The 16,273-nt window shown below is 37.9% G+C and carries 9 protein-coding genes; 6 read left to right on the top strand and 3 right to left on the bottom strand.

Going from position 1 to position 16,273, the window contains the following annotated elements; genetic code table 11:
• The first annotated feature begins 280 nt into the window (after positions 1-280).
• Genes ACH3PA_RS09425 through ACH3PA_RS09410 form a run of 4 tightly spaced genes read left to right on the top strand, consistent with a single transcriptional unit; the run spans position 281 to position 9,138 of the window.
• Complete coding sequence (locus tag ACH3PA_RS09425; protein WP_416444827.1) at positions 281-3,637, top strand: VCBS repeat-containing protein; 3,357 nt, start codon at positions 281-283, stop codon at positions 3,635-3,637.
• Positions 3,627-6,893: a VCBS repeat-containing protein gene (locus ACH3PA_RS09420; protein ID WP_416444829.1), complete on the top strand. Its 3,267-nt coding sequence runs from the start codon at positions 3,627-3,629 to the stop codon at positions 6,891-6,893. Before ACH3PA_RS09425 ends, ACH3PA_RS09420 begins: the two co-directional genes overlap by 11 nt.
• Positions 6,893-8,245, top strand: a complete 1,353-nt coding sequence (locus ACH3PA_RS09415) for a vanadium-dependent haloperoxidase (RefSeq protein ID WP_416444831.1) — start codon at positions 6,893-6,895, stop codon at positions 8,243-8,245. Before ACH3PA_RS09420 ends, ACH3PA_RS09415 begins: the two co-directional genes overlap by 1 nt.
• Positions 8,245-9,138 carry a GyrI-like domain-containing protein gene (locus ACH3PA_RS09410; RefSeq protein WP_416444833.1) on the top strand — a complete coding sequence of 298 codons (894 nt, stop codon included), beginning with the start codon at positions 8,245-8,247 and terminating at the stop codon, positions 9,136-9,138. The genes ACH3PA_RS09415 and ACH3PA_RS09410 overlap by 1 nt, the downstream gene beginning before the upstream one ends.
• A gap of 47 nt (positions 9,139-9,185) precedes the next feature.
• Here the strand turns inward: ACH3PA_RS09410 and ACH3PA_RS09405 are convergent, their stop codons facing one another.
• The 3 genes from ACH3PA_RS09405 to ACH3PA_RS09395 are packed head-to-tail and all read right to left on the bottom strand — an operon-like array spanning position 9,186 to position 13,210.
• On the bottom strand, positions 9,186-11,492 hold the full coding sequence (locus ACH3PA_RS09405; RefSeq protein ID WP_416444835.1) for a glycoside hydrolase family 65 protein: 2,307 nt from the start codon (positions 11,490-11,492) through the stop codon (positions 9,186-9,188).
• A gap of 3 nt (positions 11,493-11,495) precedes the next feature.
• Positions 11,496-12,158 (bottom strand): beta-phosphoglucomutase, encoded by a 663-nt coding sequence (pgmB, locus tag ACH3PA_RS09400; RefSeq protein WP_416444837.1) that lies wholly within the window; start codon positions 12,156-12,158, stop codon positions 11,496-11,498.
• Positions 12,159-12,172: 14 nt separating this feature from the next.
• On the bottom strand, positions 12,173-13,210 hold the full coding sequence (locus ACH3PA_RS09395; RefSeq protein ID WP_416444839.1) for a LacI family DNA-binding transcriptional regulator: 1,038 nt from the start codon (positions 13,208-13,210) through the stop codon (positions 12,173-12,175).
• 166 nt (positions 13,211-13,376) lie between these two features.
• On the opposite strand from ACH3PA_RS09395, the gene ACH3PA_RS09390 reads away from it, so the two are divergent.
• Positions 13,377-14,936: a glycoside hydrolase family 32 protein gene (locus ACH3PA_RS09390; RefSeq protein WP_416444841.1), complete on the top strand. Its 1,560-nt coding sequence runs from the start codon at positions 13,377-13,379 to the stop codon at positions 14,934-14,936.
• Positions 14,936-16,273, top strand: coding sequence for a sugar porter family MFS transporter (locus ACH3PA_RS09385; RefSeq protein ID WP_416444843.1), 1,338 nt, complete (start codon positions 14,936-14,938; stop codon positions 16,271-16,273). The genes ACH3PA_RS09390 and ACH3PA_RS09385 overlap by 1 nt, the downstream gene beginning before the upstream one ends.

Below are 16,273 nucleotides of genomic sequence, written 5' to 3'. Positions count from 1 at the left end.
CAAAAGCCGTATCAAATAATTAAGTAGTGGGGTACAATCCTTCTTATGTTTAGCTGTATTATCGCTAACTAAGAAGGATTGTTTTTATATCCAGAACCTAATTTAAATAATAATTCTTCTACAGTTGTGATGATATAGTTGATGACACTACCATTTATCCTTAGAATAACAGTAATGTATACTTTTCAAAATTCTATAATATTTAGACTATTTAGTGCCAAAAAATAGTATTTCCAGTCATAGCTTCTTTACTTTTATAGAAAGTTAATTAATTCCTAAAATGAAGATTTCGTATTATAATAATATCCTCTTGTTATCTCTTTTTATTATTACAATTTCATGTAAAAATGAAGAGCAGCAACAATCTGATAATCCGGAAAAAGAAAAGCTTTTCTCCCTTTTATCTTCCGAGGAAACAGGTATTGATTTTTTGAATGAGGTAAAAAATCAGAAGGACTTTAATATTTTTAAATACCGAAATTTCTATAACGGGGGCGGCGTTGCCATAGGTGACATCAACAATGATGGCTTGCCTGATATTTACCTTACGGCGAATATGAAGCCTAATAAACTGTATTTGAATAAAGGAAATTTTCAGTTTGAAGATATTACAGAAAAAGCGGGCGTGGCAGGTAATAAACCCTGGTCTACAGGGGTAAATATGGTTGATATTAATCAGGATGGTTTGCTGGATCTCTATGTGAGTAATGCGGGAAATATGGAAGGTAATAATCACGATAATGATCTTTACATTAACAATGGTGATCTAACTTTTACAGAAAAAGCAGCCGAATATAACCTGGCTAAAACAGGTTTTAGTACCCATGCCACGTTTTTTGATTATGATAAAGATGGTGACCTTGATGCCTATATTTTAAATAACAGCAACATTCCTGTAAGCAGTTTGGGTTATGCAGAACAACGCGATGTACGAGCCCAGGATTGGGAAGGTGTTCCCGAAATATTTAGAGGTGTGGGTGACATGCTTTTGCGAAATGATAACGGGAAATTTGTAGACGTAAGCGAGGAAGCCCATATTTATGGAAGCTTAATAGGCTTTGGATTGGGCGTAGTAATTAGTGATTTTAATAATGATTTGTATCCTGACATATATGTCTCAAACGATTTCTATGAGCGTGATTACTTATATATCAATAATCAGGATGGCACGTTTACTGAAGATATAGAAAACTGGACCTCTCACCTATCGCTTTCGGCAATGGGTGTAGATGTGGCAGACATAAACAATGATGGTAACGCAGATATTTACATTACAGACATGCTTCCTGATGGCGATGAGCGCGTAAAGTCTGTAATGGAATTTGAAGGGTACAACGTCTTTAAACTGAAGCAAAAAAAGGATTTCTACCAGCAGTATATTCAAAATACGCTGCAACTAAATAATGGTAACCATACCTTTTCTGAAATTGCCAATTATAGCGGTGTAGAAAGTACTGACTGGAGTTGGGCCGGACTCATTTTTGATATGGACAATGACGGTTTTAGGGACATTTATGTAACTAACGGCATAAACCATGACTTAACAGATCTTGATTTTGTAGACTTTTTTGCTAACGACATTATTCAAAAAATGGCACTTACAGGCAAAAAGGAAGCTATAGATTCTATCATAAACAAAATGCCGGTTACTTTACTTGCTAACTATGCTTTTAAGAATAATAAAGACCTAAAATTTAAAAATGAAGCCGAAGAATGGGGCCTTAATATTCCCGGACTTTCTAACGGCTGCGCATACGGTGATCTTGATAATGATGGTGACCTTGATCTTATTGTTAATAACGTAAATATGGAAGCGTTTGTTTATCGTAACAATGCTGAAAAACTCACAAACAATAATTACTTAAAAATAAAACTGGTAGGCAAAGACGCTAATAAATTTGCGCTTGGCTCCTCTGTAAAACTATATTATAAAGATCAAATTGTTCTTCAGGAACTCTCCCCTTTTAGAGGCTTTCAATCATCAATGGATTATGTTATGGATATTGGCCTGGGAGATACAAAAATCATTGATTCCCTGCGTGTGATCTGGCCAGATGATTCTACTCAAAAGTTAGATTCTATCTCTGCAAATCAGTTACTTACCCTTAATCAATCTGATGCAAAATCGCATATTTTGGCACCAAAATCGGTTAAAAAGCAGCCATTATTGACCGAAATTCCAGAGAAAGAGCTGCAGATTCACAAAGAAAATAATTACACAGATTTTGATTATGAGGGTTTAATATCCCAAATGCTTTCACAAGAAGGTCCGGCGCTTGCTGTTGCAGATGTAAATAATGATGGCAACGAAGATACATTTATTGGTGGCGCAGAAATGCAGGCAGGCACGCTTTACCTTAACAAGGGTAACGGTAAATTAAAACCTACTAAGCAACCAGCATTAGCCGCAGACTCTAAGTATGAAGATACAGCTTCTGCCTTTTTTGATGCAGATGGAGATGGAGATATGGATCTTATTGTTGGCTCTGGTGGCAATGAGATAGGCAAGCAGAAAGAATATATTACACGCCTGTACCTCAACGATGGCAGAGGCAACTTTAGCAAATCTACAGCGCAGCTACCCACTAACGAAACAAATATTTCTATTATCGCTCCCTATGATTTTGATCAGGATGGCGATGTTGATGTTTTTGTAGGCTCACGTAGTGTTGTAGGCACATACGGCATCGATCCTAAACACCTTTTATTAGAAAATCAGGGCGATGGTACGTTTACAGATGCTACAGAAAAACTTGCCTACGATCTTAAAGATGCGGGTATGATCACCTATGCGATATGGGCAGATATTGATGGAGACAATAAAAAAGATCTGGTAACAGCTTCAGACTGGGGGTCACCAATGATCTTTAAGAATCTGGGCAAACGCCTTTCAAGACTCAAGACAGATCTTGACGATTACAAGGGCTGGTGGAATGTTGTTGAGGCAGCAGATCTTGATAATGATGGTGATATGGATCTGGTTGTAGGTAATAAAGGAAGTAACATCCCATATAAGACCTCAATGCAAAACCCAATGAAGATGTGGGTCAATGATTTTGACAACAACGGCACCATAGAGCAGCTTGTAACTCAGCATGCAAATGGTGGTGATTATCCGCTTCACATGAAGAAGGAGCTTACTACGCAACTTGTTTCGCTTAAAAAGAAAAATCTAAAAGCATCAGAGTATGCTAAAAAGACCATCCCTGAATTATTTTCTGACGAAACAATTAAAAATTCGCTGGTAAAAACAGCAACTATTTCTGAAACGATTGTTGCCGTAAATGATGGTAAAGGCAATTTTGAGGTGAAAATACTACCTGCCCGAGTTCAGTTTTCCTGTGTTTGTGGCATTTCATGTATTGACATTAATAAAGATGGAAATCTGGACCTCGTTTTAGGCGGAAATAACTACGAACTTAAACCGCAGTTCTCTCGCTTAGACGCCAGTTATGGCAGTGTTTTATTAGGAAATGGCAAAATGGATTTTAAGTGGGAAGATTATAATGACAGTGGTTTCTTCTTAAAAGACGAAGTAAAAAACCTGAAATTATTTAAAGATAAATCGGGTAAAACCTTCCTAATAGCGGCAATAAACAACCAAAAACCTAAGATTTTCGAAGTTAATGCGTTATAATTTAGTTCCTTATATATTAATTTTTTCTACCCTTTTTAGTTGCCAAAAAAAGAAAGGTGAGCTTTTTGAAAGTCCTGATGCTAAAACTACCGGCATCAATTTTATTAATCAACTTACCGAAACTAAAGATCAAAACATTCTCGATTATCTCTATTTCTACAATGGTGGCGGTGTAAGTATAGGCGATATCAACAACGATGGCCTGGCAGACATTTACTTTACAGGAAATCAGGTCGAGAACAAATTATACCTCAATAAAGGTAATTTCGTTTTTGAAGATATAACGGCAAAAGCCGGAGTTGCAGGCAGCAATTCATGGAGTACGGGTTCTACAATGGCAGATGTAAATGGTGATGGTAATCTCGATATTTATGTCTCGGCCGTTGTTGGGATCAATGGCTTTTTAGGCCACAACGAACTTTTTATTAATAATGGCGACCTCACCTTTACAGAAAGCGCTGAAAAATTTGGCTTAAATCTCGAAAATTACTCTTCTCAAGCCGCTTTTTTTGATGCAGATAATGACGGCGATCTTGATGTTTACATTCTAAATCACGCGATACACACCGTCGATTCATTTGGTCCCGCTTCCATAAGAAATAAACGTTCTGAAGAAAGTGGAGATAAATTAATGATCAATGAAAACGGAAAATTTGTAGATCACAGTGAGGAAGCAGGAATTTACGGTGGCGCAAATAGTTATGGCCTGGGCATCAGTACAGCCGATTTTAACAACGACGGTTTTACAGATATTTATATCAGTAACGATTTTCATGAAGATGATTATTATTACCTCAACAATGGTGACGGCACGTTTGCAGAAAGTCTGGGCAGTAATTTTGGACATACTTCCAGATTTTCTATGGGAAGTGATGTTGCAGATATAAATAACGATGGTTATTATGATTTGATGACGCTTGATATGTTGGCAGAAGATGAGAAGGTCTTAAAATCATCTGCCGGGGACGACAATGTAGATTTGCATAAAATGCGCATTGAGCGCTTGGGCTATCATCCTCAATATACGCGCAATATGCTTCAGCTTAATGAAAGCGGAAGTTACTTTGCAGAAACCGGATTGATGAGTGGTGTTGCAGCTTCAGACTGGAGTTGGGGAGCTCTTTTTGGCGATTACGATCGCGATGGGATTCAGGATATTTTCATAAGCAATGGTATTCCCAAGCGCCCTAATGATCTCGATTACATTAGATATACATCAAATGAGCAAATACGTCAAAAACTGGATCAAACACATTTAATAGATCAGGAAGCTTTAAAACAGATGCCTTCTGGTGCAGTGGTAAATTATACCTATAAAGGCAAGGCCGGCGGGATGTTTGAAAACCAGACCAAAAACTGGGCTGTACAGGATACTACTATTTCTACGGGAGCTGCTTACGGCGATCTTGACAATGACGGCGATCTTGATATTGTCACAAACAACATAAACTCTGCTCCTACCGTTTATAAAAATATTAGTGCTTCTGGTGGTTATCTCAATCTAAAGCTTAAAGCGAAAGGTGAAAATACGCAGGCACTTGGTGCGAAAGCAATTCTGTACACAGATAAAGGCAGACTGTACAGACAGCTTTACACAACTAAAGGATGGCAATCATCTTCACAAGCAATTATAAATTTTGGTTTTCCTTCGGAGACAAAAATTGACTCACTAATACTTATTTGGCCAGACCAAACTTTTGAAACACTAAAAAGTCCTGAAGCAAATCGCACCGTAGAAATAACACCTAAAACTAAAAGAGATACTATTGATTATCAGAAATTATTTCCTAACCGTTCAAAACACTGGTTTACTAAAGTAGAAGGCAATTTAGGAATCGATTTTGTGCATAAAGAAAACAATTTCACAGATTTTAATATGCAAAAGCTTATTCCGCATCAATTGTCAGACAACGATCCGGCAGTAAGTGTAGGAGATCTTAATGGCGATGGAACGGAAGACATATTCTTTGGTAGTTCGCGCTACCAGAAATCGAAGATTTACTATCAAACAAACGGAAGTTTTGAATCTGCTATTCCACAAAATATGGCTCAGGATTCTCTTGCTGAAGAAACATCCTCAACTATTGCCGATTTTAATAATGATGGTTTCAAGGATATTCTGGTAGCATCAGGCGGCGGGGAATCTGTTGGGAAAAGTGAACTACTTCTGGACCGTTTGTATTTAGGTGAGAAAGACGGCAGTTTTAAAAGAGATAGCCTATTTGTAGATACCCATGGTAACGCTTCTGTTATTCGTTCTGCTGACTACGATAATGATGGCGATTTAGACGTTTTTATAGGTGTAGACGCCGTTAATTACAATTATGGTGCGATGCCAGAATCATTTCTTCTTCAAAACAAAAATGGGAAATTCTCAAAAGTTCAGGAAGATCTCACTAGTAAATTAGGAATGATTACAGATGCTGTTTGGGATGATTATGACAACGATGGTGATCTTGACTTAGTGACTGTGGGTGAATGGACGGCACCTAAGTTTCTTCAAAACGATAACGGAAAATTTACCGATGTATCTGCCAATTTACTTTCTGAAAAACTAAACGGAATGTGGCAAACTATTTTACCGTTTGATATAGATGCAGACGGTGATACAGATTACATTCTGGGCAATTGGGGCTTAAACACAAAGCTAAACGCTTCCGCGGAAAATCCGTTAGTGATGTATTATGATGATTTTGATAATAATGGTATCACAGAGACCCTGATCGCTAAAGAGAAAAATGGGAAATATTACTTCTTGTATGGTCTTGATGAACTTGCCAGCCAACTTAACTTTTTAAAGAAAAAATTTACTACTTATAAAGATTTTGCCGGGAAAGATGTTGAGGAAGTTATGGGCCAAGAAATGCTTGATAAGGCTACAAAACTAGAAATTAACACATTAGCTTCCGGATATTTACAGAATGATAATGGTATTTTCCATTTTAAAAATTTCGATTCTCAATTACAATTATCTCCACTACGCAGCTTATTGGCTTTCGACTTTAATTATGATGGCAAAGAAGAAGTGCTTCTAGGTGGTAATTACTTTGGCATAACTCCATACCACGGTAAATTTGATTCATTTGCAGGAGCAATAATGACAAATTCTGGGGAAATTTTAGACGCCAACGCAATAGGTCTAAATTTCACCCAAAAAGCAGTAAAAAACCTCTCAATAATAAAAATTCTGCAGCAACCATATCTATTAGCGACATTCAATAATGATAGTGCAGAATTGTATAAACTTAATTTCTAATGAAAACCAGATTTCTCTTACCTCTCGTTTTTTCGGCATTGATTTTCTCGTGTAGTAAACAACCACAGCCTATCGCAATAACTGCAGAAGATTACCACAAAGCTATTGATAATGTGACTGCGATACAGGTGCATGATATTTTCTCGCCTCCTGTAGCAGCTCGTATATTTTCATACTCCAGCATTGCTGCCTATGAAGCAGTACAGGCAAGTAGTGACGATTATCAATCTCTTGGCGGCCAGCTTAGAGAACTTACACCTACGCCGCCGCCAGATGACACAACCGCATTAAATTACAGAGTTGCCGCGCTTGTTGCCTTTTATGACATTGCCAAACAACTTATTTTTTCTGAAGATCAAATAACCACTTACCGCGATAGTCTTTATACCGTCTGGGAAAAAGAGAATGAAACAAGTTATACCAATTCTAAAAATTACGGACTCAAAGTTGCCCAGCACATACGCTCCTGGATGGCGAAAGATATGTATGCCGAAACGCGCACAATGCCTAAATTCTCTGTGTATACAGAAGATGAGGGACGCTGGCAACCTACGCCGCCCGCATATATGGACGGTATTGAACCACACTGGAGTAAAATACGTCCCTTTCTATTAAAATCACCAGATCAATTTAAACCAATACCGCCACCAAAATTCTCAATGGAAGAAGGCACAAAATTTCATGATGAATTGATGGAAGTTTATAATACCAGAATGCATATTCAGGAAACCGGAGATAATGGGAAGGAAATTGGCATCGCTAAATTCTGGGATTGCAACCCATATGTTTCTACACAAAACGGGCACTTAATGTTTGCCACGAAGAAAATTACTCCCGGCGCACATTGGATTGGCATTACCAAAATAGCCTGTCGTAAAACCGATGCTGACTTTGAAAAAACCGTCGCTGCATACACAAAAACGGCGATTGCTATTTCAGATGGGTTCATTAGTTGTTGGGATGAGAAATACCGCAGTAACCTTATTCGCCCGGAAACTTTGATAAACAAATACATTGATGAAAGCTGGAAACCTGTCTTACAAACTCCGCCTTTCCCTGAGTACACAAGCGGGCATTCTGTAGTTTCCGGGGCTGCAGCCATAATTCTTACAGATATTTTTGGTGACAATTTCACTTTTGATGATGATACAGAAACTCCATACGGAATCCCCATACGCACTTTTAATTCTTTTAATGAAGCTTCTGCAGAAGCTGCTATTAGCAGAATGTATGGTGGCATTCATTATCGCGCAGCGATAGAACAAGGATTAAAACAAGGCAGATTATTAGGTAATTATGTAGTAGATAATCTGCATTTAACCACTAACAAACATAATCTTGCGATCAATTAATGGTTAAGCGTATAGTATTATCCTTGCTCATCCTTTTTGTATGCGTTGCCGGCTGGTATCTTTTTATTAAGGAATACGATTATCAGGTGAATTTTAAAGGTAATTATGGGCAGGCTTCTGTTTATTATGATCTCTTAGATGCTCAAAAAAGCAACGAGCAAAATCAAATATCAAAAAAGCCATTTAAGGAGATTTTAGAGAATAAACAATTAGGTGATACTCTTTTTACTTTTCAATGGCTACTTCAAACAGAGACAGATTCTACAACACACATAACTGTAAACATTAAAGATCGTACAAATCCTTTGGCAGCCAGAATAAGCGTACTAAACCCCTTTGATGACACCTATAGCTCGTATTTAAAAAAGTACTTTATTGAGCTAAAAAATGATCTTAAAGCAGCTCAATCTGCATATTCGGTAAACTTAAATAAGGAAAGAGAAGAATTTAAGGGGAGATATTGTGTGTGCGCTCAAGGCGAAAGCAAAACCGATCAAAAAGCTTCTGAAATGCTTGCACTAATGGGCGTGGTAGATCGTTTTTTTAATAAAAATCAGCTAAAACCCATTGATAATCCGCTTTTATGGATAGAAAATTGGAATAACTCTGAGAATAAGATTAATTTCCATTTCTGTTTCCCCATTAATAAATCAGACAGTCTGGTAGTTACGCCAGGCACTAGTCTTAAAATGCTACCTTCTTTTGAAGCTGAAACAGCAGAATTCACTGGAAACTACAAACTATCTCATCGCATTTGGGGTGACTTGCTTTTGAAATCTGATGCAGATGACATTCAGATTGATAAAAAAATCATTGAAGTTTATTACAATAATCCCATGACAGAAAGTAATTCTGAAACCTGGAAGTCAAAAATATACAGGCCTGTAAAATAAAAAATCCGGAATAAAATTCCGGATTTTCATATGATTTTGACCGATTTTTAAACGGTTACTGCTTCTTTTGAACTAACTGTCAATTCTTTTCCATTTACCAGAATATCGAGATCATCACCTTCATTAAGACTAAAACTGAACTTATCTTTAGTTATAGCTACTTTCAATATTTGATGTCTAAAGTTGATCTTAAAAGAAAAACCATCCCACGCCTCTGGCATTTTAGGTGAGAATGACAATTTATCATTTTCTATACGCATACCACCAAAACCTTCTACGACGCTCATCCACGTACCAGCCATACTGGTGATGTGCAAACCTTCGTGAACTTCCTTATTATAGTCATCAAGATCAAGACGTGATGTTCTTAAATAGAATGTGTAGGCTTGTTCCATCTTGTCAAGATCTGCCGCCAGAATAGAGTGTACACAAGGGCTTAGTGATGATTCATGAACTGTAAAAGGCTCATAAAAATCATAATGCTTAGATAGTTCATCTTTAGTAAAGCGATCACCAAAGAAATAAAAGCACTGTAATGTATCTGCCTGTTTAATATAAGGAGAACGTAAAATACGATCCCATGACCATTTTTGATTTATTGGTCTTTCTGTCTTGCTTAGATCTGCTACCGTAACAAGTTCTTTATCTAAAAAACCATCTTGTTGCAGGTAAATTCCTTTCTCTTCAGAATAAGGAAAATACATGTTTTCTGCTACTTCCTTCCAGTTAGCAATCTCGTCTCCCTGTAAATTGGTTTTTTCAGTAATGCGATTGTAATCTGAAGCACTTTCATCTGAAACCTTTGCAGCTTGTTCTGCGGCATACTCCAGACACCATTTGGCCAAATAATTTGTATAGAAATTATTATTTACGTTGTTTTCGTACTCATTAGGGCCGGTTACTCCCAGTATAACATATTTACCTTTTTGCGCAGAATAAGTAGCTCTTTGCTTCCAGAAACGAGCCACACCTATCATTACCTCAAGTCCTTTCTCAGGAATGTAGCTATAATCGCCTGTGTAGCGCACATAGTTGTAAATCGCAAAAATCATCGCGCCATTACGGTGTATCTCTTCAAAGGTGATTTCCCACTCGTTATGGCATTCTTCACCATTCATAGTCACCATTGGGTATAAAGCTGCTCCGTCTTTAAAACCTAATTTTTCGGCATTTTCTATTGCTTTATCAAGCTGATTATAGCGATAGGTCAACAAATTACGAGCAACTTGTTGATCTTTAGTAGCCATATAAAATGGTATACAATAGGCTTCTGTATCCCAATAAGTACTACCGCCATACTTCTCACCGGTAAATCCTTTTGGGCCAATATTCAGTCGGGCATCTTTACCCAGATATGTATTGTTAAGCTGCATGATATTAAACCTGATACCCTGCTGTGCTTTTATATCACCATCTATTGTAATATCTGCCATTGACCAGATATCTGCCCACGCTTTGATTTGATCTTTAAGCATAGTTTCATAACCGGCACTAACGGCTTGTTCTAAAACAGAATCTGCAGCGCTTAATAAATTGTCTTTGTCATGGTTAAAAGAAGTAACGTAACCGGCAAACTTATGAATCCCAAAAGTCTCTCCTTCTTTAATATCTGTCTCGTAGATATGACCTATATAGGTATCTGACTGATTCGTTTTTCGCGCAAGCGAAATTGGTCTGTCATTTACAGTAAGTTTATTGACCATCGCAGTGCACACATAGAAAAAGGTCTTCATGGTATGTGCCATGATATACGCTTTTTCTTTATCTTCTGTTACAGAAAGTGTGTTCCAGAATTGATCGTCCCAGTTTGTATCTTCATTAGTAATCCCACTGTCAAGGTAAGGCTCATAGCTTATGGTAACATCTTCATTAAGTGGCGTAATCTCATATTTTATTGCGCCCAGTTCATCCAGATCAAGACTTAAAAAGCGTTTTGCTTCTACCTTTACAGTTACGCCATTTGTGAGTGTGGCCTGAAAGCTACGCCCCAGCCAGCCCTCTTTCATATTTAATTCTCTGCGAAAGTTCTTAACTTCTGTGCAGGTATTTAAATCAAGCGACTCGCCATTTATTATTACTTTAATACCTATCCAGCTGGGTGCATTAAGCACTTTAGCAAAATATTCCGGGTAACCGTTTTTCCACCAGCCTACGCGCGTTTTATCTGGATAATAAACGCCGCCTATATAACTTCCCTGAAATGTTTTACCGCTGTAATCTTCTTCAAAATTAGCTCGTTGTCCCATCGCCCCATTACCAATACTAAAGAGACTTTCTGAAGATTTAACCCGGTCTTTCTCAAAACCTTCTTCTATGATTGACCACGGTGAGGGAACTATATAATCTTGATTCATGACTTAAGCGTTCAGTAATTTGTCTATAAAATCTGTATCTATTTCTGTAAAATCCTTGAAGATGTAATGTGCTTCATGCAGAATATCTTTTTCACCAATACCCACACTGATCATACCAGCGATATTAGCTGCTTGTATTCCTGCAATAGAATCTTCAAATACAATGGCATTGGAGGGTGCTATATTTAGCTTTTCTGCTCCTATAAGAAAAACTTCAGGATCAGGTTTTGCTTTTTTAACGGCATTGCCATCTACTATAACGTTAAAGATATCAAATAAATTGACCCTTTTCAATATAGGTGTTGCATTTTTACTTGCAGAACCTAAAGCCATTGGCACATTTTTTTGCTGTAAATATTCAAGAATGGGTTTCACCCCGGGAAGAATATCATCTGCGGTCATATTATCAATATAACTCAGATACTCTTCATTTTTCTTTTTGAGCCAAACCTCTTTTTCAGCATCTGTCGCTGTCATGCCCCCTATCTCAAGAAGCAATTCTAGCGAGCGTACTCTGCTTACTCCTTTAAAAGCCTCGTTTTGAGCTTCGGTAAAATCAAAACCCAGATCTTTGGCAAGATTGTGCCATGCCAGGTAGTGAAAGCCTGCTGTATCTACAATAACGCCGTCAAGGTCAAAAATAAATCCCTTTTTGCTTGTAATCATATGTATGGTGTTATTTATAAACTACGTGTAGACTCACGTTGTACGAGACTCGTCTCTATGTATGTTGTGTGGTATTCTTCTTCTTCATCTTCTGGTCTTTCGAGCTTATTGATAAGAATTTCTGCGGCTTTACGCCCCATTTCCTCACCGTGCTGACTTACCGTTGTAAGACTTGGTATAAAGTTTTCTGAAAGCAGACCATCTGTAAAGCAAACCAGAGAAACATCTTCCGGTATACGTTTACCTTCTCGATGTACGAATTTTGCGGCGTTTACTGCAAAAAGTTCATTTACGGTAAATATGCCATCAAGGTCATTTTTCGATATAAAATCGGCGATTTTCTTCTGTGAAGCTTCACCGCACTCATCAATATTATCTAATTTAAGAATAAGCTTCTTATCAACTTTTACACCGTATGACTCAAGAGCTTCCATGTAACCTTCGGTACGCAAACGACCCACACTTACATAATCCTTAGTAGTAAGAATACCTATTTTTCTGCAGCCTGTCTTTAACATGTGTGCCACACCATTGCGTGCACCCTCTTTATCATCTATAAGAACACGGTCGCATGAAATACCTTCTACCACCCTGTCAAACATAACAACTGGCATACCCTGATCTATCACCTCATTAAGATGATGATAATCTTCTTTAAGCATCGTTTCTTTTGCTACTGAAAGTATAAAACCATCTGTACTCCCGTTTGCTAAAAGCTCCATATTGAGAACTTCCTTATCAAAATCATTATTTGATAAACAAATTATAACATTGTAATTGTGCTCTCTCGCAGTCATCTCTATACCACGTATAACCGTGGTAAAAAAGTGATGAACGATCTGTGGGATTATTACCCCTATGGTGTTTGTTTTTCGGTTTTTAAGGCTTAGCGCTATATTATTAGGCTTGTAGTTATATAAATTAGCAAATGCCTTTATCTTCTCGCGTGTTTCCTCGCTTATTTCGGGGCTGTCACGCAAGGCTTTCGAAACTGTCGATATAGAAACATTAAGTTCTTTAGCGATCAGTTTTAATGTTAGTTTTCTTCTCATAATTTTCAATAGCCGTAAAGATAATGATTCTTATAAAACATAAATTCGTTTTACACACGCATAACCGCTAAAAAGGCAAAACTACGCAACGAAAACGTTTTTTTATGGATAAAAAGTTTTATTTTCCTAGCCGCAACCAGCAAAAAGCTCAAATACCAGTTTTCGCATGAAAAAACCGATTTTTATACTCTTTACATTGATTTTTCTTCAAAGCTGTAAAACGGAAACAAAAGAGCCTGTTGCTTCTCAAGAAATTACTGCAGATTCTTACACCGAAGAATACAGACCGCAGTATCACTTCTCCCCGCCAGCGCACTGGATGAACGATCCTAACGGACTCGTTTTTTACAAAGACACCTATCATCTTTTTTATCAATATTACCCTGAAGACACAAAGTGGGGACCCATGCATTGGGGCCACGCTACAAGTAAGGACCTTAAAAGCTGGAAAAATGAAAAAGTAGCTATTTATCCTGATTCTTTAGGATACATATTTTCAGGGAGCGCTGTGGTAGATCTTAAAAATACGTCTGGTTTTGGCTCTAGTGACAATCCGCCCATGGTAGCTATGTTCACCTATCACAATGCAGAAAAAGAAAAAGCAGGTGATACAAACTATCAAACCCAGGGTATTGCATACAGCCTTGATAATGGCGAGTCATGGACGAAGTATGCAGGTAATCCCGTAGTAAAAAATGACAAGGATCAAAAAGACTTTAGAGATCCCAAAATATTTTGGCATGAAGAATCTCAAAAATGGATTCTTGTTCTCGTTGCCGGTGATCACGCAGAAATATATAATTCTACAGATCTTAAAAGCTGGCAATATTTAAGTGATTTTGGTAAAAATCTGGGCGCACATGGTGGTGTATGGGAGTGTCCCGACTTTTTCCCGCTTAAGACGCCAAGTGGTGATACAAAATGGGTTCTATTCATAAGCATTAATCCCGGCGCTGCTAATGGTGGTTCTGGCACACAATATTTTATCGGTGATTTTGACGGAAAATCGTTTAAAACAGACCAAAAACAGGAAAAATGGCTTGATTACGGGCGCGATAATTATGCCGGCATAACCTATAATAATCTGCCTGAAGATGAGCGCACGTTTATTGGCTGGATGAGCAACTGGTTCTATGCAGAACAAACACCCACAACAAAGTGGCGTAGTGCTATGACGCTTCCGCGAAAGCTTGAACTATACAAAGACTCTACTTTGTATGTGAGCAATTATCCCGTCGCTGCTGTAATTAAAGACCTCAATTATTTTTCGCCACAAAAAGAAAAAGAGCAAAATCAACAATATACTGACTCCCTTTTACAACAGTCTAATCTCAAATTTGAACTCCCTCGCCCGCTCAGTGATTTTGAAATTATCTATAGCAATACGCAAGGCGACAGTTTAAAAATGGGTTACATTAAAAACGAAAATCAATTTTATGTAGATCGTACTCTGGCGGGACAAAGCGACTTTTCTAATAGGTTTGCAGAACCAGTTATGAAAGCCCCCGCTCATTTTAAAACGGATAATACAATTGAAGTTTCTGTCTTTACAGATCAGTCTTCAATAGAATTTTTTGCAGATAAAGGTGCAACAGTATTGACTGCACAGGTTTTTCCACACGTGCCCTACACCACTTTTAGCATTAAAACGCAGGACGAGGTTAAAAACCTTAAACTTGCACACATACCTTCAACCTGGAATTCTCCTAACCAAAAAAATAATTAATGAAAGCAGTTCAAAAATGGTCTGTCACGGTAGCGTTGGCTGGCTTTTTATTCGGTTTTGACACAGTAGTTATCTCTGGTGCCAACCTACCCATTAAAGAATTATGGAATACTTCGCCTCTTTTTCATGGTACATTTATCATGTCTATGGCACTCTGGGGAACAGTTTTGGGCTCCCTTTTTGGTGGCATACCCTGTGATAAGCTGGGCCGAAAGAAAACTTTAGTCTGGATAGGTCTTCTATTTCTTGTTTCTGCTTTAGGTTCTGCCTTTGCTCCAGACCCCTATACTTTTTCATTTTTTAGATTTGTAGGCGGTGTGGGCGTAGGTGCTTCTTCTGTTGCCGCGCCTACTTATATTTCAGAAATATCATCAGCAAAAAGTCGCGGCAGATTAGTGGCTTTATATCAGTTTTTTCTGGTTTTTGGTATCCTTATAGCCTTTTTGTCTAACTATATGTTACAAGGCTTTCAGGGTGATAATGACTGGCGCTGGATGCTTGGTGTAGAAGCAATACCTGCAATTCTTTATTGTTTGCTGGTACTACAGGTACCTAAAAGTCCGCGATGGTTATTGTATAAAAAACAGGCAAAACAGCAGGCGCTTGAGGTTTTACAAATGATCTATTCTCCCGCAGAAGCAGAAGTACAACTGCAGGAAATACAAAACGATCTTGAAGAGAATAAAGCAGACGTAAAACTTTTTTCAAAACGCTTTAAAAAACCGCTCATTTTCGCCTTTTTAATCGCTTTTTTCAATCAATTATCGGGTATCAATTTTATTCTTTATTATGCTCCTGAGATTCTTGAAAAGGCCGGTCTCGCAGAACAGGATTCACTGTTTAATTCTATATCTATAGGTGTTGTGAACATCATCTTTACCCTGCTAGGTATGCAACTAATAGATAAATTAGGGCGTCGCTCGCTTATAATCATCGGCTCTTTTGGTTACATAATTAGTCTGGCTACAGTTGCCTGGTGCTTTTACACTGGTGGCAGTTCTACCTTATTGCTCACATTCATTCTCGTTTTTATTGCGAGTCACGCTGTAGGACAGGGTGCCGTGATTTGGGTTTTTATTTCTGAGATATTCCCTAACAAAGTACGTGCTTACGGGCAATCCTGGGGTACGGGAACGCATTGGGTATTTGCCGCCTTGATCACACTTTTAACTCCGGTTTTCTTAGATTCAGAATCTGGGATATTTAAAGATAATCCCTGGCCCATTTTTGCCTTTTTTGCCGGCATGATGGTTCTGCAATTAATTTTCGCATCCTTCTATATGCCAGAAACTAAAGGTATATCACTAGAAGAACTAGAAAAGAAAATTCTCGATTAA

Origin of the sequence: Leeuwenhoekiella sp. A2 (assembly GCF_047946655.1) — a bacterium.
Classification (GTDB): Bacteria; Bacteroidota; Bacteroidia; order Flavobacteriales; family Flavobacteriaceae; genus Leeuwenhoekiella.
This window is presented reverse-complemented; position numbering and strand designations above follow the sequence as displayed.

Coding starts and splice junctions, on each gene's coding strand:
- ACH3PA_RS09425 (WP_416444827.1), top strand. CDS start 281: ATGAAGATTTCGTATTATAATAATATCCTCTTGTTATCTCTTTTTATT.
- ACH3PA_RS09420 (WP_416444829.1), top strand. CDS start 3,627: ATGCGTTATAATTTAGTTCCTTATATATTAATTTTTTCTACCCTTTTT.
- ACH3PA_RS09415 (WP_416444831.1), top strand. CDS start 6,893: ATGAAAACCAGATTTCTCTTACCTCTCGTTTTTTCGGCATTGATTTTC.
- ACH3PA_RS09410 (WP_416444833.1), top strand. CDS start 8,245: ATGGTTAAGCGTATAGTATTATCCTTGCTCATCCTTTTTGTATGCGTT.
- ACH3PA_RS09405 (WP_416444835.1), bottom strand. CDS start 11,492: ATGAATCAAGATTATATAGTTCCCTCACCGTGGTCAATCATAGAAGAA.
- pgmB (WP_416444837.1), bottom strand. CDS start 12,158: ATGATTACAAGCAAAAAGGGATTTATTTTTGACCTTGACGGCGTTATT.
- ACH3PA_RS09395 (WP_416444839.1), bottom strand. CDS start 13,210: ATGAGAAGAAAACTAACATTAAAACTGATCGCTAAAGAACTTAATGTT.
- ACH3PA_RS09390 (WP_416444841.1), top strand. CDS start 13,377: ATGAAAAAACCGATTTTTATACTCTTTACATTGATTTTTCTTCAAAGC.
- ACH3PA_RS09385 (WP_416444843.1), top strand. CDS start 14,936: ATGAAAGCAGTTCAAAAATGGTCTGTCACGGTAGCGTTGGCTGGCTTT.